18 protein-coding genes and 3 pseudogenes are annotated in these 19,087 nt (G+C 37.4%); 3 read left to right on the plus strand and 18 right to left on the minus strand.

Annotated features, from left to right (window positions below):
• Window positions 1-3 precede the first annotated feature (3 nt).
• Together AC1M9M_RS12885 and AC1M9M_RS12890 are read right to left on the minus strand one after the other, a co-directional pair.
• The gene (locus tag AC1M9M_RS12885) at window positions 4-1,230 is read right to left on the minus strand and encodes a TIGR03862 family flavoprotein (RefSeq protein ID WP_481596526.1); all 1,227 of its coding nucleotides are present in this window, start codon (window positions 1,228-1,230) and stop codon (window positions 4-6) included.
• On the minus strand, window positions 1,227-1,892 hold the full coding sequence (locus tag AC1M9M_RS12890) for a class I SAM-dependent methyltransferase (RefSeq protein ID WP_481596541.1): 666 nt from the start codon (window positions 1,890-1,892) through the stop codon (window positions 1,227-1,229). The genes AC1M9M_RS12885 and AC1M9M_RS12890 overlap by 4 nt, the downstream gene beginning before the upstream one ends.
• A gap of 84 nt (window positions 1,893-1,976) precedes the next feature.
• Here AC1M9M_RS12890 and AC1M9M_RS12895 point away from each other — a divergent pair, with 84 nt between their 5' ends.
• Window positions 1,977-2,156 carry a DNA gyrase inhibitor YacG gene (locus AC1M9M_RS12895; RefSeq protein ID WP_035264978.1) on the plus strand — a complete coding sequence of 60 codons (180 nt, stop codon included), beginning with the start codon at window positions 1,977-1,979 and terminating at the stop codon, window positions 2,154-2,156.
• Window positions 2,157-2,506: 350 nt separating this feature from the next.
• Here AC1M9M_RS12895 and AC1M9M_RS12900 read toward each other — a convergent pair whose 3' ends face one another.
• The 5 genes from AC1M9M_RS12900 to AC1M9M_RS12920 form a co-directional block, all read right to left on the minus strand.
• On the minus strand, window positions 2,507-3,151 hold the full coding sequence (locus AC1M9M_RS12900; protein ID WP_092768141.1) for an MBL fold metallo-hydrolase: 645 nt from the start codon (window positions 3,149-3,151) through the stop codon (window positions 2,507-2,509).
• A 14-nt stretch (window positions 3,152-3,165) separates the two neighbouring features.
• Window positions 3,166-4,182, minus strand: a complete 1,017-nt coding sequence (gene hemH / locus AC1M9M_RS12905) for a ferrochelatase (RefSeq protein WP_481596527.1) — start codon at window positions 4,180-4,182, stop codon at window positions 3,166-3,168.
• A 125-nt stretch (window positions 4,183-4,307) separates the two neighbouring features.
• A complete protein-coding gene (locus tag AC1M9M_RS12910) occupies window positions 4,308-5,270 on the minus strand; it encodes a DUF4062 domain-containing protein (protein ID WP_481586764.1) in 963 nt (320 codons plus the stop codon).
• 72 nt (window positions 5,271-5,342) lie between these two features.
• Entirely contained in the window at window positions 5,343-6,227 is an 885-nt protein-coding gene (murI, locus tag AC1M9M_RS12915; protein ID WP_481592062.1) for a glutamate racemase, read from the minus strand.
• 49 nt (window positions 6,228-6,276) lie between these two features.
• Window positions 6,277-6,888 carry a DUF1285 domain-containing protein gene (locus tag AC1M9M_RS12920; protein ID WP_035264966.1) on the minus strand — a complete coding sequence of 204 codons (612 nt, stop codon included), beginning with the start codon at window positions 6,886-6,888 and terminating at the stop codon, window positions 6,277-6,279.
• Between the two features lie 183 nt (window positions 6,889-7,071).
• On the opposite strand from AC1M9M_RS12920, the gene AC1M9M_RS12925 reads away from it, so the two are divergent.
• Entirely contained in the window at window positions 7,072-8,784 is a 1,713-nt protein-coding gene (locus AC1M9M_RS12925) for an electron transfer flavoprotein-ubiquinone oxidoreductase (RefSeq protein WP_481596528.1), read from the plus strand.
• A gap of 87 nt (window positions 8,785-8,871) precedes the next feature.
• Here AC1M9M_RS12925 and AC1M9M_RS12930 read toward each other — a convergent pair whose 3' ends face one another.
• The 3 genes and pseudogenes from AC1M9M_RS12930 to AC1M9M_RS12940 form a co-directional block, all read right to left on the minus strand.
• Window positions 8,872-9,939 carry a PoNe immunity protein domain-containing protein gene (locus AC1M9M_RS12930; protein WP_481596529.1) on the minus strand — a complete coding sequence of 356 codons (1,068 nt, stop codon included), beginning with the start codon at window positions 9,937-9,939 and terminating at the stop codon, window positions 8,872-8,874.
• A gap of 4 nt (window positions 9,940-9,943) precedes the next feature.
• A pseudogene (locus AC1M9M_RS12935) lies at window positions 9,944-10,060 on the minus strand (hypothetical protein); the annotation flags it as partial.
• Window positions 10,061-10,147: 87 nt separating this feature from the next.
• Window positions 10,148-11,233 carry an Imm72 family immunity protein gene (locus AC1M9M_RS12940; RefSeq protein WP_481596530.1) on the minus strand — a complete coding sequence of 362 codons (1,086 nt, stop codon included), beginning with the start codon at window positions 11,231-11,233 and terminating at the stop codon, window positions 10,148-10,150.
• A gap of 364 nt (window positions 11,234-11,597) precedes the next feature.
• Between AC1M9M_RS12940 and AC1M9M_RS12945 the strand changes: the two genes are divergently transcribed.
• Complete coding sequence (locus AC1M9M_RS12945) at window positions 11,598-11,879, plus strand: helix-turn-helix domain-containing protein (protein ID WP_481594913.1); 282 nt, start codon at window positions 11,598-11,600, stop codon at window positions 11,877-11,879.
• Window positions 11,880-12,010: 131 nt separating this feature from the next.
• Here the strand turns inward: AC1M9M_RS12945 and AC1M9M_RS12950 are convergent, their stop codons facing one another.
• From AC1M9M_RS12950 to AC1M9M_RS12985, 8 genes and pseudogenes are all read right to left on the minus strand, one after another.
• On the minus strand, window positions 12,011-12,799 hold the full coding sequence (locus AC1M9M_RS12950) for a hypothetical protein (protein ID WP_481596531.1): 789 nt from the start codon (window positions 12,797-12,799) through the stop codon (window positions 12,011-12,013).
• 428 nt (window positions 12,800-13,227) lie between these two features.
• Entirely contained in the window at window positions 13,228-14,295 is a 1,068-nt protein-coding gene (locus AC1M9M_RS12955) for a PoNe immunity protein domain-containing protein (protein WP_481596532.1), read from the minus strand.
• Between the two features lie 4 nt (window positions 14,296-14,299).
• Window positions 14,300-14,407: pseudogene (locus tag AC1M9M_RS12960) on the minus strand (hypothetical protein); the annotation flags it as partial.
• A 93-nt stretch (window positions 14,408-14,500) separates the two neighbouring features.
• Window positions 14,501-15,568, minus strand: coding sequence for a PoNe immunity protein domain-containing protein (locus tag AC1M9M_RS12965; protein WP_481596533.1), 1,068 nt, complete (start codon window positions 15,566-15,568; stop codon window positions 14,501-14,503).
• Between the two features lie 4 nt (window positions 15,569-15,572).
• Window positions 15,573-15,686: pseudogene (locus tag AC1M9M_RS12970) on the minus strand (hypothetical protein); the annotation flags it as partial.
• 89 nt (window positions 15,687-15,775) lie between these two features.
• On the minus strand, window positions 15,776-16,843 hold the full coding sequence (locus AC1M9M_RS12975; RefSeq protein ID WP_481594916.1) for a PoNe immunity protein domain-containing protein: 1,068 nt from the start codon (window positions 16,841-16,843) through the stop codon (window positions 15,776-15,778).
• Window positions 16,844-16,848: 5 nt separating this feature from the next.
• Complete coding sequence (locus AC1M9M_RS12980; protein WP_481596534.1) at window positions 16,849-18,312, minus strand: hypothetical protein; 1,464 nt, start codon at window positions 18,310-18,312, stop codon at window positions 16,849-16,851.
• A partial coding sequence (locus tag AC1M9M_RS12985) for a DUF2345 domain-containing protein (RefSeq protein WP_481596535.1) occupies window positions 18,309-19,087 on the minus strand: 779 nt, incomplete at its 5' end. The genes AC1M9M_RS12985 and AC1M9M_RS12980, both read right to left, overlap by 4 nt.

A 19,087-nucleotide genomic window follows, 5' to 3' on the forward strand; every position in this document is an offset into this window, starting at 1 on the left:
TGGCTAGTCTTTTTCAACAGTTTTATTTAGGTATTCAATTACACCTAATCCTGCTGCTCGACCTGTTGCAAAACATGCTGTAAGTAAATAACCACCTGTCGGGGCATCCCAATCCAACATCTCTCCACAGCAGAAAACAATTGGATTACTTTTCAACTGTAACTGTTTAGTCAAGGCAATTTCCCGTACACCACCTGCGCAGCTAATGGCTTCTTCAATGGGTCTAAAACCATCTAGTTTGATAGATAAATGTTTAATATGCTGAGCCATTTTCTCTGCAATCGCCCAATCATGCTTTGGGGTCAATTCACGTAATAAATTTGACTTTGCAGTGTCTAATCCCAATTTTCGCCAAATATTATTAATACTTTGCTTCTTAGCATTCTTAAGTTTAGAGATGATTTCATGCTCAGATAATTCTGGCAGTAAATCTAAATTTAAAACCATGGAATCTTGATATTGCAATTGTGTTCGAAGTGCCCGACCATGCTTATAGACCAACCCACTCTCCAAACCATAATGGGTGATCACGATATCCCCCTTAGCTTTGGGCTGATGATCCACCCAAGCTTCAACTCGTTTGAGTGGCGAGCCAAATATAGGTTCCATATACGAAGACCAAGCTCTGACTACACCAGCATTACTCGGGGAAAACGCTTTTAACTCTTCTTTAGCCAACCATGACTGCCAAGCCCCATCACTACCCAACTGCGCCCATGACACAGCGCCACACGCCAATACAATCGCATCAAATTGCTCAGTTCGTATTGAATTGGATTGAGTATCAAAAACTGTCAGTTCATTTTGATTAAGCGCGGTAATTTGATGCCGATAATGAAAATTGACCTTGGTATCTACTAAACTTTTTAACCAAGCACGCAGTAATGGAGCTGCTTTCATTTCATTGGGAAATATACGACCAGAGCTTCCAACATAGGATTCAATCCCTAGGTTTTTCATCCAATTTCGAATCCAACGCGCATCCCATTTTTTTACCCAAGGTGCAAGCCATTCGGCATGATCATAACGACCAATAAATTGATCGATAGGTTCGGCATGAGAAATATTTAAACCTGTTTTACCTGCCATCAAAAATTTACGTGCAGCTGAAGGCTTTTGTTCAAAAATATGAACTTCAAATGCAGGATGAGCAGATAAAACTTCAGCAGCCATTAAACCTGCTGGACCTGCGCCTACGATTGCGATTCGCTTTGAATATTCCAAATTCATAGATTATTCGTTTGTTGATTTTCAGAAGAGATCGGCATTTGCCCTTGCAGAGGCATAAAGTGATCGAAGCGAGTTTGGTACGCTTCAGGTTTTTGAATAATCAACTGCTGGCATAATTCACCACGCTCTAGATACTTTACTTCAAAATGCGTTCTTGCCGAAGTTGAAGAGATTCGTTCTTTAACATAAGAAAGGTTCCAAACATTAAGCAGTTGTTCCTCTGCCTCGTCAATATATTCAGGAATATTGCTGGCTAAAGTGATCGTACCATTCGGTTGCAATCGAGACAGTAAAAATTCAAAAAAAGGCATATTCAACCAACGTTGCGCTGGATTATGAGGTTCAGGATTCGGATATAAAATAAAAAAATCTTCAACTTGCTGTGGAAATAGCGCATGTACGATCCAAGGGATTGCATCTGCATGTACAGGTCGCAAATTGGTTTGTCCCTCTAGTTGATGCTGTTTTTGCATCGCTAGAAATTTTTCTCTAGTTCGTTCAATCGCGATTAGTTGTCTTTGCGGATTTTGTTGCGCAAACAATAAAGCATGTTTACCTTTACCCGCCCCAATCTCAACACATAGTGGTTCAGCTAGAATCGGTTGAAAGTCGCGTGGCGCATGCATACGCTGTGCTTGAAATTGACGAATCGGCATAATCAGATCAAACTTATGAAAACGCGACAAGTCTAGCAACTCTAGATGCTTTTGCCTATTTTAGCTGTTTTATTTTACTAGGATTGATTTATGCCAAAAACATTTCCGTGCCCACGCTGTGGACAGCCTAGTCAATGGACTGGCAATGAATTTCGTCCATTTTGTTCTGAACGATGCAAACTTATCGATTTAGGGGCTTGGGCAAATGATGAATATCGCCTTCCGACACAGGATTCTCCTCAAGCTGATCAAGGGGAATATCATGAATAATGCCAACTTTGCTCAATATTAAAAGAATAATTCAATTATATTTACACAAACAAAAAATTAGCTTTTTTAAGAAAACTCAATAAATGTGATTTTATTTAAGTTTATGTTGTGATATTGTGATGATAATCACATTAAAACAACAATTCTACCTTCATAAATACATGAGACTTTATAAATTCACATTCACACTCAGTATAATTTTATCTTGCCTAGGCCTCCTTTTTGCAGGTCTAGGCATTTATCAACATGATTTCGTCTTGATTTTAATCTCTGCACTATTTGTGTTAGCCGCTGCCCTTCTCTTTTGGGAATTGAATGACATCAATCGAGATCACTTTTTTCGTTTTTAATTAACCAGCTTTACCTGCCACAAACGGGTTAAACTTTTTCTCATAGCCAATGGTACTGATTGGACCATGCCCTGAAATAAACTGTGTTTCATCTGGCAAACTAAAACATTCTCTCTCAATCGAATCCAGCAACTGTTGATGATTTCCCTTGGGAAAATCTGTTCGACCAATTGAACCCTTGAAAAGAACATCGCCAGTCCATAACAAGCCATAGTTAGCATTATAGAACATGACGTGGCCAGGCGTATGACCGGGAGCGAATCGAACCTCAAAGGACTCATCCCCCAATTTTAAAGTTTCACCACCTTCAAGCCACTGATCAACCACAACAGGTTCAGGTATCGGAAACCCATATCGTGCTGAAACTTCCTGAATCATATCTAACCAAAATGCATCTTCTTTATGAGGACCAATTACTGGAATACCCCACTCTCGCGCCAATGCTCCGACCGCACCAGCATGATCAAGATGACCATGAGTTAACCATAGCTCCTTCACGGTTAAGTCTAACTCTTGCACAACTTGCATAATTTTTTCAGGCTCACCTCCAGCATCAATTAACACAGCTTCTTTGGTCTCTTGATCCCAAACCAAGGAACAATTTTGCTGAAATGCTGTCACAGGAATAATTTTAACTTGAAGCATAGGAACCTTTAAATTTATGCAGAATGTTGAAGGGTAATCTTGAGTGCATCCAGTTGAGCTTCTACTAAATCGACCAACAAATCAATATGTGCTGCATCAGTGTTTAATGCTGGAATATAGACATAATCTTTCCCGCCCGCCGTTTTAAAGGTTTCGGCATTTTCCACAGCCAACTCTTCTAAAGTCTCTAAGCAATCTGCTGAAAAAGCAGGGCTGAGCACATGGACAGATTGAACTCCTTGTTGTCCCCATTCAGTCAGCAACGCATCTGTATATGGCTTGACCCACTCCTGTTTACCGAATCGTGATTGGAAACTGATAGCCCATTCATCGTCACGTAATCCCAGAGCCTCTGCGACTTTTTTCGCTGTAACTCTACAACGGTCGGCATATGGATCACCTTTATCTGCATAAGGCTGAGGAATCCCATGGAAAGACATTAATAATTTTTCCGCTTTACCGTGTTGCGCCTGAAAAACCTGAACACTCTTTGCCAAAGCCTGAATAAATTTTGGATGTTGATAATAATCGCGTATTAAACTTAAGCCAGGTAAATTTCTCTGCGTTAAAACCCATTTCGCCAATGCATCATACAAAGGTGCTGTAGATGTCGCTGAATATTGAGGAAAAAGTGGAAATAAAATGACGTGATCTTGCGGTGTCTGAGAGAGTTTTTTTAGAACATCATGAATACTAGGATGACCATAAGTCATCGCAGGAACGACCTGAACCTCAAAATCTGGATAATCTTGAATAACTTTTTGACGGATTAAATCTGTTTGCTTTAACAGAATTTCACGCATAGGTGAATCTTCATTCCACACCTGCGCATATGCTTCAGAAACATGCTTTGGTCGAAATGGTAAAACAAAACAATGTAAGATAATTTTCCACAAAAACGATGGAATCTCAATCACACGCTGATCAGATAAAAACTGTTTTAGAAAAGTTCGTACCGCAGGCACTGTAGGGGCATCTGGTGTTCCCAAGTTGGCAATAATTACGGTGATTTTCGGCTTTAACTCAGACATCTGATCCACATCAATTCACTGTTTAATTAAGAAATACTTTATCAGAGTCTAAGTAAATTCGGCGTGATTTTATGATTGCTTTTTAAAATGTGAATGAAAGAGAAAAACTATCATATGAACTTGATCTATTTATTCATGCATTTCCATAACATCCGCTGACGATCATCTCGTCCTACAGGAACGATCCATTCATTATTACGCATTTGTTGCTTGATGGTATGCAATGCACGTACATTAATCTGTGCTCTAGATACCATATGTGCCTTAGGAAGTTGCAATTGAGCATCGACCAGCCCCGTATCAGTCAAATACTGATTCAACACTTTAGAATAAAAATCTTCTGGTGTTGCTTGGGAAAATTGAGACTCAAGAACAGTATAAATTTCATGCCATCGCATGGAACGTATACAAATAATTTCTTTAAAATGACTATCAACATAGGCATGCATACGATAATCAAAACTGAATTGATCATCCCACTCTATTCTAGGCAAAGATAGAAAAGGATCGACTTCAGATTTGGCTTGTTCCATTTTTGCTTGTGCCAGCTGAGCTCTTAATCGATCAATCTCATCTTGTTTTGCTTGAATGCTTTGTGGTCTTACCCAACCCAAAACAGGGTAACGTTCAAGCATTTGAGGCATATGAGACCTGAGTGCTAGCTCTAATTCACGAGCACTTTTAAAAAATACGACCTGATCAACTTCTCGAATGATCTGTTGACGGAAATTTTGAAAGCGCTGTTGAAGATCCACTTCATGCTCTCGTAAATGCTCCTCACGCGATTCTGGCTGTTCATGCATAAATACAATAATGGGCTTTTGCTTAGTCACGGCATAGATATATTCCAAGTGCATGTAACTAATACCAGAGACAGATTGCTCACCATACTGGCTTCCTAAAAGCAGAAGTACATAATCACAATCATCAATTTGACGGCGTGCAAAAGCGGTTGTTACAGGTGTTCTTTGTTCTAAACCCCATGAAAAAAAACCCATACCGATCAGCGTTTGTGACACAACCATACGCTCTGGCTGCATCTCTTTACCAGAAGTTGTAATAAACACTTGGTAACGCTTATCTAGCATGCCTTAATCCAATCCTGCATCTAGGTAAAAATGCCTTACTCATAAGGCTTAAAATATATAGCTTGATATTGATCATTCTTCTTCGAATGTATCAGTTAAATTTTCAATTGACCATAGTATTTCATGCCCGATCATATTTTGAAGTACAGGCTGAAGTTCAAGCGCATTTCCGCCACTGACGACACAACGCAACTGCACTGATTTGTCATATGGTTGAGTAGCATTGAATTTATTTTTGATAAGGACTCTTGCTGTTTGGCGTGCAACAGCAAATCCTGAATCAACCAAAGTCAGTCGCTCTGTATAAAGATGCTCAATTGCTGATTTTAAAAATGGATAATGCGTACAACCCAACACCAAATAATCGGCTTGATCTTGCATGACGGGATCAAGTATCCGTTGTAATGTTGCAATACAGGCTTGCGAATTTTGTTGCCCTGCTTCCACGAAAGGAACCAAATCCAAACTGGTGACTTGATGAACTTTAACACCTAAAGGATCTGCAAAATTCTGCATTACATCCTTGATTAACTGGCCTCTAAAAGTCGCTGGAGTCGCCAATACAGCCACCACTTTAGACTGTGTCTGTAAAACTGCAGGTTTTAACGCAGGAACCAACCCAATGATCGGAAATCGCTCACCATAATGTGTCCTTAAGTAATCCAGACTAAAAGCTGATGCCGTATTACACGCAACAACCGCAACTTTACATCCTTGACGATACAACCACTCAATTGCATGTGCTGTGAGCTGACGAATATCTTGATCTTCGCGCGGACCATAAGGGACATGAGCTGTATCTGCATAGTAAAGGATATGCTCATTGGGTAAATATTTTGCTATTTCCAATGCAACTGATAAACCACCAATCCCCGAGTCGAAAATCCCAATAGGGGCATGTTCAAGTGCATGAGGCATAGGCTCATTAGAGCTCGGTTGGGGTAAAATTGCAGACATCTCAACGACTACTTTTATAATGCTTAAATGAATGGGCTAAGCTTAAACCTCAAGTCCCTAATTGCAATAGCAGATTACCACTTTTTAAATTCAAAACTGATTCACCTTGCTCATTTTCGCTCAACTCCCCCATTTCAACTAAATGAAAAAAAGTTGATCGTTGTATCAATGCGTTGATGCCGAAACGCACATGCACGTAAGGACGCATCTCTCCTTGAAAATCTCGCATAAAGATTGGATGATCTTGATCCACAATAATGAGATCTTGAGTGGTCGTTGTTAGCTGTAGATAAGAAAGCCCTTGAATCTCGACTTGATCTACCTGATTGACCAATAAAGGTTCATCTTCGACTTCAATTTCGATTTGCTCAACGGGTGTTTTTAAGTAAAATTTGTTGTCTTCTTTCCACAGTACTGTCGAGAATAGGTCAATGAGGCTTTGTCTTTTAATCAATTGACCTTCGTGCCACCATTCACCATTCGCTTTTACTTTCAAATCCATTGAGCCACAATGCTTTGGGTTCCATTGTTCAAGAGGTGGGATTGACCTTTTGTGACTTGACTGTGCATCTTTTAGATATTGTACGATATTGATTAAGTTTTTATCATCAGGTACAAGTGAATCAGGCTGTGCTGTTATAGAATCATTTTGTTTTACCATGGTTTATGCCCTGCTGACGGAAAATAAAGCGACTCAGCCAATTGGCTTGATCAAGGTTTGAACCTATACTAGCGCAAAATATATAAAAGGTACGAGAGCAAAATTGTACCTGCAACTAAGAACACTCATGGCAGCACCGTCGGAATTATCGGTTGCCACCCTTTACTTTATGAGGAGTCCTTTATGGAACACATCGAACGTGAATCGATGGAGTTTGACGTTGTAATCGTTGGAGCGGGCCCTGCGGGTCTTTCAGCTGCGATCAAAATCCGTCAACTTGCAATTGAAAACAACCTCAACGATTTATCTGTATGTGTCGTTGAAAAAGGCTCTGAAGTAGGTGCGCATATTCTTTCTGGTGCTGTGCTTGAACCACGCGCTATTAATGAATTGTTCCCAAATTGGAAAGAAGAAGGTGCGCCTTTAAACGTACCTGTTACAGAAGATGAAACGTACTTCCTTCTTTCAGATCAAAAATCTCAAAAAATGCCTCATGCTTTTGTGCCTAAAACAATGCACAACGACGGTAACTATGTCATCTCTCTTGGTAACGTCGTACGCTGGTTAGGACAAAAAGCTGAAGAGCTTGAAGTATCCATTTTCCCGGGCTTCGCAGCAGCGGAAATTCTGTATCATGCTGATGGTACTGTAAAAGGTATCCAAACAGGTGATATGGGTATTGGTAAAGATGGTGAGCCAACACATAACTTTACCCCAGGCTATGAGCTCCATGCGAAATACACGTTATTCGCTGAAGGCTGCCGTGGTCATTTAGGTAAACGCCTAATCGCTCAATTCGGCTTAGATAAAGACGCTGATCCTCAACATTACGGTATCGGTATTAAAGAACTTTGGGAAATCGATCCAGCGAAGCACAAACCAGGTAAAGTCATGCACGGTGCGGGTTGGCCTTTAACTGAAACTGGTTCATCTGGTGGTTGGTGGTTATATCACGCTGAAAATAACCAAGTATCATTGGGTATGATTGTCGACTTATCTTACCAAAACCCTCATATGTATCCATTCATGGAAATGCAACGTTGGAAAACACATCCATTAATTAAAGATGTATTGGAAGGCGGTAAACGTATTTCTTACGGTGCACGTGCAGTGGTTAAAGGTGGTTTTAACTCTCTTCCTAAATTCACCTTCCCAGGTGGAAGCTTAATTGGTGATGATGCTGGCTTCTTGAACTTTGCAAAAATTAAAGGTTCACACACTGCTATGAAATCAGGCATGTTATGTGGTGAAGCTGTATTTGAAGCAATTAAAGCTGGTGTAGAAAAAGGCGGCGACCTTGCAATTGCTCGTGTGACAGAAGGCGAAGATTTCTTTGCTAAAGAGTTAACGTCATATACAGAGAAATTTAACAACAGTTGGTTAAAAGAAGAGTTATATAATGCTCGTAACTTTGGCCCTGCAATGCATAAGTTTGGTACATTCTTCGGTGGTGCATTCAACTTTATCGATCAAAATGTATTTAAAGTTCCGTTCACTTTACGTGATTTGACACCTGATTACAGTGCTTTAAAAACTGTTGATGCTGTGAACTTCAAACCAAACTATCCAAAACCAGATGGTAAGCTTACATTTGACCGTTTATCTTCAGTGTTTGTTTCGAATACAGTACACGAAGAAAATCAGCCAGCGCATTTAAAATTAACTGATCCATCAATTCCAATAAACGTTAACCTTCCTCAATGGGATGAGCCTGCTCAGCGCTACTGTCCTGCTGGCGTATACGAAATCATGGAAAATGATGATGGTTCTAAGCGTTTCCAAATTAATGCTGCGAACTGTGTTCACTGTAAGACTTGTGATATTAAAGATCCGTCACAAAATATTACTTGGGTTGTACCTGAGGGTGCGGGTGGTCCGAACTATCCGAATATGTAATCTCGTTTGAGATCAAAAAACCCGCGTAAGCGGGTTTTTTATTAAGCTTCTATCAATGCGAAAGTTTTCACCTTGAGCGATATAGTTTTATTCTTCTCCATCAAAATACCAATATACTTCACCCCAGTCTTGTTCTGAAAGCATTGGTAAAATGTCATCTCTATCAAAATATTGACGCTCATTTGGTTGGGCTGGAGTCGTCCAATAACCTGTTTGTGGACATTTATCTCCACCTTTGATTTTAATTTTTTCTATCGAATCTTGTGCCTGTACTTTTTCTGATTGTGCTTTAGCAAAATCAACTAAATCTTTCGGATAAAATTGATGCTCTCGATAAGTTGAATCATCAATATCTAATAGCCATGTCACAGCAGCTGCTTCCCATGACCAATAACCAAAATAACTGATGCCTGATCTAATATCAGGTTGTGGATGTTGATCATGATAAGGTTCATGATGACTTGTTTCATACCAATCTTCTAGGTATCGTAGTATTATTGCTGATCGGTTTTCGGGGGTTGCATCAAAAATTTTAAGGAGTCTACGATATGGAAAATGTCTACGAGCATATTTCGGTGGAGTACCACGATCTTCCACAAACGGTGCAACCAATCGCTCGATTAAGCCATCTTTTTCTTGCCCTTCAGGCGTTGCTTCGGTGTAGTCGATCATTGGCATAATCCGATTCATTTGATCTGCATAGCCTGTCAGTAAACCAAAGCATATCAATCGTAAAGCAATATACCAATAATCTTCAGTTCCCAAGGAAATATGCCAGACATAACGGCCACCTGCATCAGGGCTTAAATTATAAAGATGACTCGTTTCAGCATATTCTTCTGTCCAATGAAGAAGATACGGGTAAAGTTCTTTTATAAAATTTAAATCACCACCTGCTGAATATTGTAAGGACATCAAATCTAATGCATCAATAATCCGTCTTCTTCCAGAAGCAATATATCCACCAAATTTAGAATCATTTTTATAATGGCTAAATCCATCAACAACTGTATATAACCCATTAACAAATGTATCAAATCTTCTGTGATACATTTCTTGCTCAAGCAACTTATCTCTAAATAAACTTGCATCTTTTACTTCTAAACTCAACCATTTTTGCCAATCTATTTCTTGATCATTTACTTGTATTGACATACTTTCATCTCTCCAACATCTCGTTTGGTAAAACAAATTCTAATTTAATACCGTGTGCAGTTACTGTCCGTGTGCACTTAATTTTATTTAATTCTTTGCATTTCTCTTGATGATAAAATTTAGTTATGTCTAAACTTTTGTTATTTGAAATGTCTAACTGAGAATATTATTATAAATAAAAAATAATGCCCCGAAGGGCAAATTAAAATTATTCTTCACCATCAAACTGCCAGTACACCTCGCCCCAATCACTTTCAAAATCAGGAAAAATATCGCCTTTTTTAAAGTATTGCCGTGAATTTAATTTCGCTGTTGTATACCAATAGCCTGCTTTAGGGCTAACCTGCCCAGCCGCCATACTTAATTTTTCAGTTGATTCAGTTTCGGGTTGATTGGATTGTTTTCCTATATTTTCTATATCAAAAATATAATTCTTTTCTTCCTCGGGTATGGTTCCATCTATATAGCGATTGTCTTCCCAAATTAAACGCCATTTAACATCATACCAATCATCTGTGCCTTCTAATTTATATTGAGTAGCTTCCGAACCTTCCAAAAAATAATTTGGGCAACCAACATACACATTATATTCAGGGTCATTGGTTAATTTTTGATAGACGGATTTTTCAAACCAAGGTTCATATATACCTGAAATTTGGATCTCTTCACCTGAAAAAATTTCAATATCACTATTTATTTGATTATTGTCGAAAATTAATTCAACTTTAAAACTGCGAATGAAACTCCAATACACGAACTTGTTAAATGATTCAAAATTCCATTTTTTATACAAAAAAGGATAATGAGGAATATAATATTCGTTATCAAAATCAGATAGGGTTATTTTTATAAATGCTGTAAACTCATTTGCAATACATATCTTTTTTATTTCATTTTCATGTAGATTTTCGAATATCCAACCAGAATCCCTTCCGACCATTCCTAATTTTTTATATAGAGGATCATTTTCAAGCCCGCGCTCATCACCATATCTTCCAAAAATTGTAGAGTGTATATTTTCAGATATAAAATCTGAATAGACTTCTTTTTTGAACTTACTTCCTAGAAAATCTAATAAAGTTTTTTCTTCAATATCTAGAACATAGAGATACATTAATAATTCTCTCTCATGTCTAGTTAATAATTCAAACTCTTCACTAGATTTTCTTAAAGCATTCTCAAAAGCAACAGTAAATTCCTTATTGAGATAGTAAATTTTTTTTAAAAAACTATAACTTGTAATCATTTTTAAAAAATTAATTACTCTAAATCTCAGTTTTTGATCAACTTTCATTATCTATCTGCTTTATTTGAGCTACTCTCTCTTGAATTAGCACGACTAGTACTTGATGTCGCATGTAATATTTGTCCCTGCTGTACTGTTTTCTTTGAAGCTTCTCGATTTAATAGGTATTCAACAGTTTCGGTTGTATCCTTAGGTAAGATTGCATCCTTCCAATTTGTATTTTGAATTTTAATAACTTTATCAATAGATCTCTTTCATAAATCAAAAAACGATCTATCACTTGCTGACTATGTGTACCGAATAATTTTAAATATTCATGCATAATTTGCGAATGAAATACATCGACTAAAAAAAGCTTTCTGAAACACAGTTTAAGCGATATACAGGCATCTCATGGCCAACCTTTGATTTAATGGCTGAACAGCTAAAAATGCTTGTACCTGCTAAAGGTAAACCATCTAAGTTAAGTGTAGAAGATCAAATCCTTCTGAGCTTAAGTTATTGGCGTGAATATCGAACATTATTTCATGTCGCAACGAGTTATGGCGTGTCAGAGCCTACGGCTTCAAGAATCGTCCGCCACGTAGAGGCTTTCCTGATCAAGTCCAATCTATTTAATTTACCCAAGAGTTTGCCTGAAGGCGAAGGTATTGAGTCTGAAGATCGAAACAAATCGAAATATTTCCACGATTAATTAAATCTTTTTATTGTAATTAGGCCAGTTGGATGTCGAATAGATTTTAGGTGTGGGGTTACTCGTCTCACAATTATATTGCTAAATCAAACCTAACAAACAACTTTCTAAAACAAAGCCCACCAAATATCCTATTTCATATATTGCCAAACATCAGGGTCTACATAGCTGTCATCAATATGATAGCCTTCTAGTTTAATTTTTTCTTCCTTAAATTTACGATCTTTTTCATTGTCTCTTCTTTCATCTAAAAAGGCTTGTTTTAACTGTTCTGCTGTCATTTCATCTGAGTTAGAAATAGCATTGAAACCAGTATATCTAAAATGCTCAAAACTGTATCTCAGCATATACTGTTCTTTTTTATCATCTTTATATGTTTTAGAAAGAGATATCGCCAAATTAATATTACTATTATATAAATTAAAATACATATGGCCATTAGTCAGATCCATCATTTCTTGCCACTCTTTAAAACTTAAAATATAGCTAGGGTCAATAACCTCTCCCATGTTTTGACTCATATATTTTAAATTATCTTTTTTATCTATACGTTCCGAATAAGGTAAAAAATATTGCTTCCAGTTTTTCTCACTCATTTGCTTCATAAGTTTTACATAAGCCTGATATGCATCTTCTCTAGTCGTATATTCATTAGCATGTAAACTAGCGGTTACATCCATAATCAAAAGACCATCATTGCCCATTCGTGCAATTTGCGTCCCCATTACACTAATAACATTATCAATTTCAAAGTTACTTTGTTCAGTTACAATTTTAACCTGTCCCAGTTTGGGCGGTCTCCAATCTAGTGACAAAAAATTCATCCCCGCAGGTTGGCGGTCTAATGGCGCATAACTATATTGAATAAAATCTTTTAATCCTTGCTGTCCAAAATGTAAAATAGCACTTTGTGGTGGCATGATTTCATTTCCTTTACTTTTCGTATTTGGAGTACAAGCCAATAATAGGCAACATATCGAAAATCCAAAAATTAAACTCAGATAATTTTTCATATTGAAACTTTTGTTAAAAAAATCGTTATTTTTCCGTTCATTACTACTTGGATGTATTCCAAAGAGAAAGTTTGCTTTGCTCTGACTCCACCTCGTTATTAGTTTTAATTCCTGATGTAAAAAGACACGCCTTTATCATCCAACATTAAACGGTGATATTTTTCCGCAGCCAAATTAATCTTAACTAAAGATCCGTTATAAAAAATTACTTAGGTTATACATGAGGGTGCAGCTAGTATGAGCTATTCGAATATGTAATGTCTTTTAAAACCCTCGCTAAAGTTTTTTTATTAAACTTCGATAAATACGAAAGTTTCCCCTTGAGCGATATAGTTTTATTCTTCACCATCATAATACCAATATACTTCACCCCAATCTTGTTCAGAAAGCGTTGGTAAAATCTCACCTTTACTAAAGTGCTGACGCTGATTTGGCTGGGCAGGAGTCGTCCAAAAACCTGTTTTCGTGGATTGCTCTCCACCTTTGATTTTAATTTTTTCTATAGTGGTTTCTGCTGAAACCGATTCAGCTTGCGATCTAGCAAAATCGACTAAATCTTTCGGATAAAATTGATGCTCTCGATAAGTTGAATCGTCAATATCTAATAGCCATGTCACAGCTGCAGCTTCCCATGACCAATAACCAAAATAACTGATGCCTGATCTAATATCAGGTTGTGGATGTTGATCATGATAAGGTTCACGACGACTGGCTTCATACCAATCTTCTAAGTATTGCAACATCATTGCTGGACGCTTTTCTGCATCAGCATCAAAAACTTTAATGAGCTTACGATAAGGCAAATGACGACGTGCATCGTTCGGTGGTATGCCTCGATCTGTTACAAATGGAGCAATCAATCGCTCGATTAAGCCATCTTTTTCTTGTCCTTCAGGTGTTGCTTCTGTGTAGTCGATAATCGTCATAATTCGACTCATTTGATCTGCATACCCTGTCAGTAAACCAAAGCATATCAGTCGTAAAGCAATATACCAATAATCTTCAGTTCCTAAAGAAATATGCCAGACATAACGTCCACCTGCATCTGGGCTTAAATTATAAAGATGACTCGTTTCAGCATACTCTTCTGTCCAATGAAGAATATATGGGTAAAGTTCCGTTAAAAAATTTAAATCTCCACCCGCGGAATATTGTAAAGATATTAAGTTTAAAGCATCTTGTAAGCGTTGATGACCAGCTGCGATATATCCGCCAAATTTAGAATCATTTTTATACTTATTGAAACCGTCTGTAACGGAATATATACCATTCACTAAAATGTCAAATCGTTTATGATACATTTCTTGTTCAAGCAAATTATCTCTAAACAAACTTGTGTCTTTTACCTCTAAACTTAACCATTTTTGCCAATCTATTTCTTGATCACCTACTTGTGTTGACATTCTTTTATCTCTCCAACATCTCGTTTGGTAAAACAAATTCTAATTTTATACCGTGTGCGGTTACTGTCAGTGTACACTTTAGCTAATTTAGGCCTTTACATTTCTCATAATGGTTGAAGTTATTTTTTTCTTTGGACTTATGATATTAAGAATGGGCAATAATATTATCCATATAAAAATAATGCCCCGAAGGGCATTTTTAATTCTATTCTTCACCATCATAATACCAATATACTTCACCCCAATCTTGCTCAGAAAGCGTTGGTAAAATCTCACCTTTACTAAAGTGCTGACGCTGATTTGGCTGGGCAGGAGTCGTCCAATAACCTGTTTTTGGACATTTATCACCACCTTTGATTTTAATTTTTTCTATCGAATCTTGTGCTTGTACTTTTTCTGATTGTGCTTTAGCAAAATCAACTAAATCTTTCGGATAAAATTGATGCTCTCGATAAGTTGAATCGTCAATATCTAATAGCCATGTTACTGCTGCTGCTTCCCATGACCAATAACCATAATAACTTCTACCAGATCTTAAGTCGGTTTCTGGGTGCTGTTCAAAGTATGGTTCACGACGACTGGCTTCATACCAATCTTCTAAGTATTGCAACATCATTGCTGGACGTTTTTCAGGTGCAGCATCAAAAACTTTAATGAGCTTACGATAAGGCAAATGACGACGTGCATCGTTCGGTGGTATGCCTCGATCTGTTACAAATGGAGCAATCAATCGCTCGATTAAACCATCTTTTTCCTGCCCTTCAGGCGTTGCTTCCACATAATCGATAATTGGCATAATTCGCTTCATTTGATCTGCATAGCCAGCAAGTAAGCCGAAGCAAATTAAACGTAAAGCAATATACCAATAATCTTCAGTTCCCAAGGAAATATGCCAGACATAACGGCCACCTGCATCAGGGCTTAAATTATAAAGATGACTCGTTTCAGCATATTCTTCTGTCCAATGAAGAAGATACGGGTAAAGTTCTTTTATAAAATTTAAATCACCACCTGCTGAATATTGTAAGGACATCAAATCTAAAGCATCTCTAATTCTTTGGTGACCAGCTGCGATATATCCACTAAACTTAGAATCATTTTTATAATGACTAAATCCATCTACAACGGTATATAGTCCATTTATAAGTTCTTCAAAATTTTCATGATAATCTTGGGCATTTAAAAAATTATCTCTAAATTTTGTTTCATCATTAATCTCTAAAAATTGCCATTTTTGCCAATCTATTTCTTGATCACCTACTTGTATCGACATTCTTTTATCTCTCCAACATCTCATTGGGTAAAACAAATTCTAATTTAATCCCGTGTGCCGTAACTGTCCGTGTGCATTTGGGTTTATTTAAACCTTTACATTTTTCATGATGATAAAATTTAGTTATGTCTAAACTTTTGTTATTTGAAATGTCTAACTGAGAATATTATTATAAATAAAAAATAATGCCCGAAGGGCAAATTAAAATTATTCTTCACCATCAAAATACCAATATACTTCACCCCAATCTGTCTCTGAAAGCATTGGTAAAATCTCACCTTTTTTGAAATATTGGCGTCCATTCGGTTGCGCAGGTGTCGTCCAAAAACCTGTTTTCGTGGATTGCTCTCCACCTTTGATTTTAATTTTTTCAATAGTTGTTTCAGCTGAAACCGATTCAGCTTGCGATCTAGCAAAATCAACTAAGTCTTTAGGATAAAATTGATGCTCTCGATAAGTTGAATCGTCAATATCTAATAGCCATGTTACTGCTGCTGCTTCCCATGACCAATAGCCAAAAAATGAAAAACCCTCATTAATATCAGCCTGAGGATGTTGATCATAATAAGGTTCACGACGACTGGCTTCATACCAATCTTCTAAGTATTGCAACATCATTGCTGGACGTTTTTCAGGTGTAGCATCAAATACTTTAATGAGCTTACGATAAGGCAAATGACGACGTGCATCTTTAGGAGGTAATCCACGGTCTTCTACAAAGGGCGCAACCAATCGCTCAATTAAGCCATCTTTTTCCTGTCCTTCAGACGTTGCTTCCGTGTAATCAATAATTGGCATAATTCTCGTCATTTGATCTGCATTACCAGTCAATAATCCAAAACAAATTAAACGTAAAGCAATGTACCAATAATCTTCAGTCCCCATGGCAATATGCCAAACATAACGTCCGCCTGCATCTGGGCTTTGATGATATTGTGTATGAACATCTGCATATTCTTCTGTCCAATTTAATAAATAAGGATAAAGCTCTTGGATAAAAGCAATATCACCACCTGCTGAATATTGTAGTGACATTAAATCTAGTACATCAATTACTCTTCTTCGACCCGCTGCCATTTTCTTACTGGATTTAGCACCAGATTTATATTTCTGAAATCCATCAGTCACAGAGTAAATACCATTTAGAAAAATTGAATAGCGTTCATGATATATTTCTTCTGGTAATAGTTTTTCACGATAATAATTCGTATCATTTATTTCGAACTTAAACCATTGTTCCCAATTAATATCTATATCAGTTACTTGATTAGTCAATTTTATTACTCCGGTAACATATCATTAGGTAAAACAAATTCTAACTTAATACCATGTGCGGTTACTGTACGTGTACATTTTGGCTTATTTAAGCCTTTACATTTTTCATGATGATCAAATTTATCACCAGTAATGGTGACCAAACTGCGATCATATGGGCAACGTACTGCTACGGTTTGACCCTTTCCATTTACCATGACCCTTTCAGAAGCAGGTTTAAACTCAACACGCTCCCATGCATCAATTGCACTTTCTAAACTACGTCGGTGAGTTATTGTTAAACCTGAACTTTTAATTTTCCGAGAAATCCATAAATGTGACATTTGTACGCCATCACTCACCGTTGTTCCAACGGAGCGTTTCACTTTATCATCTTGGTCTGATGCCATATAAACATCGAGACCCATTTTCAATGCCATCATGGCTGCCTTTGGTGTCATCAGTGTTCGATGACTCAGTGCATTGGTCGCTTTACTGTCTGTAATACGATACTTATGTGCTAGTCGAGCACTATGCCATACATGATCAAGTCCGTTATGACCCGTATCGTGATATTCGTACAGCACGCCATTATTATTAATTTTAGAGCGACTTTTCATGCGTTTTACATAGTAATAATCCGTAATGTGCTCACCACCTGAACCAAGTTCTTGATTCGATCTTCTTTTTCGCTGTAATTGTTGACGTCGTGTTGAAGTATTTTGACGACCTGGGCTTACATTATTTCCTCCAGTATTTCTTGATACATTGCCATTTTGCTGAGTGCGTGGGGCTGGATTTTGATTTGGTCTACTGGTTGTTGTCGGTGTTCGAGTCGTAATTGGAGCTCTAGCTGTAGTGTTAGGATAAGGAGTTGCTAGTGCCTTTTTATGGGCTGCTTGCATTTCTTTCATAACCATATCAATTTTTTGATTGGCAACTTTCTTCATTTGCTGAAGCTGAGTTACTAATGTTTTTAACTTAGCATTGCCGAGAACAGCTCGTGTCATCCAACTATCAAAAACGCCAATTAAACCATCAATAATTTTATTACTAGTTGTTTGCAGCTCTCTTGTGTATGTATTCCAATTTAAGGTTCTAAACCATTTATCTACATCACCACGTAATGTTTTGCTTGGTATTGCATCCAAAATAGCTCCCATAGCTTTACCTGAACGCAATTGTTTAAAAACAATTTTTAATCCATCACCAGCAATTGGAACAAATGCAACAAGATTAAATACCAAATCAAACCAATTCTCTTTATTATCTGGCTTTTCTGATATTTTAACGACTGAGACAATCACATTCCCGACATCAACGCCTTGACCAACAAAGGGTATACAACCTATCACAACTGCAACAATAATTTGAGCGGGACTGGAGCCACTACCATCAAGTACACCTTTAATCCATTGAGCCGCCGATTCTTCCCCTTTAGCTGTTACTCTTACAGCTTGCGTTGAACCCTTGGCTACGGCAGTATTCATTGTTTATCTCCTAGGTCTAATCTAGAAGTAGAATCATCTGTAAGTAAAATTTCTTCTAAATCATCTGCTATTGCATCATCTACATTATTTTGTTGTGGTATTAATTGTTCTTCATAATCGCTTACATGATCATCGTATTCGATATTATTCGACATGAGCATGTCTTCAATTTCATCAGGGAAATATTCATCTAATAATGCATCTAATTCTTGTTGGTTGTATTGCTCAATAAGTTGTTCAGCTTCACTAACACTCATCACTTTTTGATCTTTAAAAGGATTATCAATTTTTTCTCTATCTGGTTTCGCCTCAACACTACTAAAGCCATAGTAGACTTTAGGTTGAGTTTTATCACTAGGAATAGTGACTTTGGCATAACCTTCGGCATCTAATACACCTTCTTGGGCAGAACCATCAGCAAAAATCAGTTTAAATGGAGCTTGTGCAACAGGTTTTAAGTCATCATAAATGTATTTTAATTCCACTTTATTAGGTAATAATTTAAAGGTAGGTAAAGCTGGAAATTTTGCTGATACATTCTTTCCATTCACAAACTGATGCTGCCCTGCCTTAACCTCAAACTTACTTGCAGTCGTAGGAAATACCCCTGAAGCATTTATTTTTAGCTGTGAACCGCCTGCGGTCAGTACGATTTCTTTCGCACTCGTGATGTCGACATTTGCCTCCGTCGAAATAATCTGCACACCCTTTCTTGCAATCAGATCAGCACCATCCCCTTGAGCTTGAATCTCGATCTTGCCTTTGCCTGCATAGA

The organism is Acinetobacter sp. ANC_7503, from assembly GCF_056780035.1.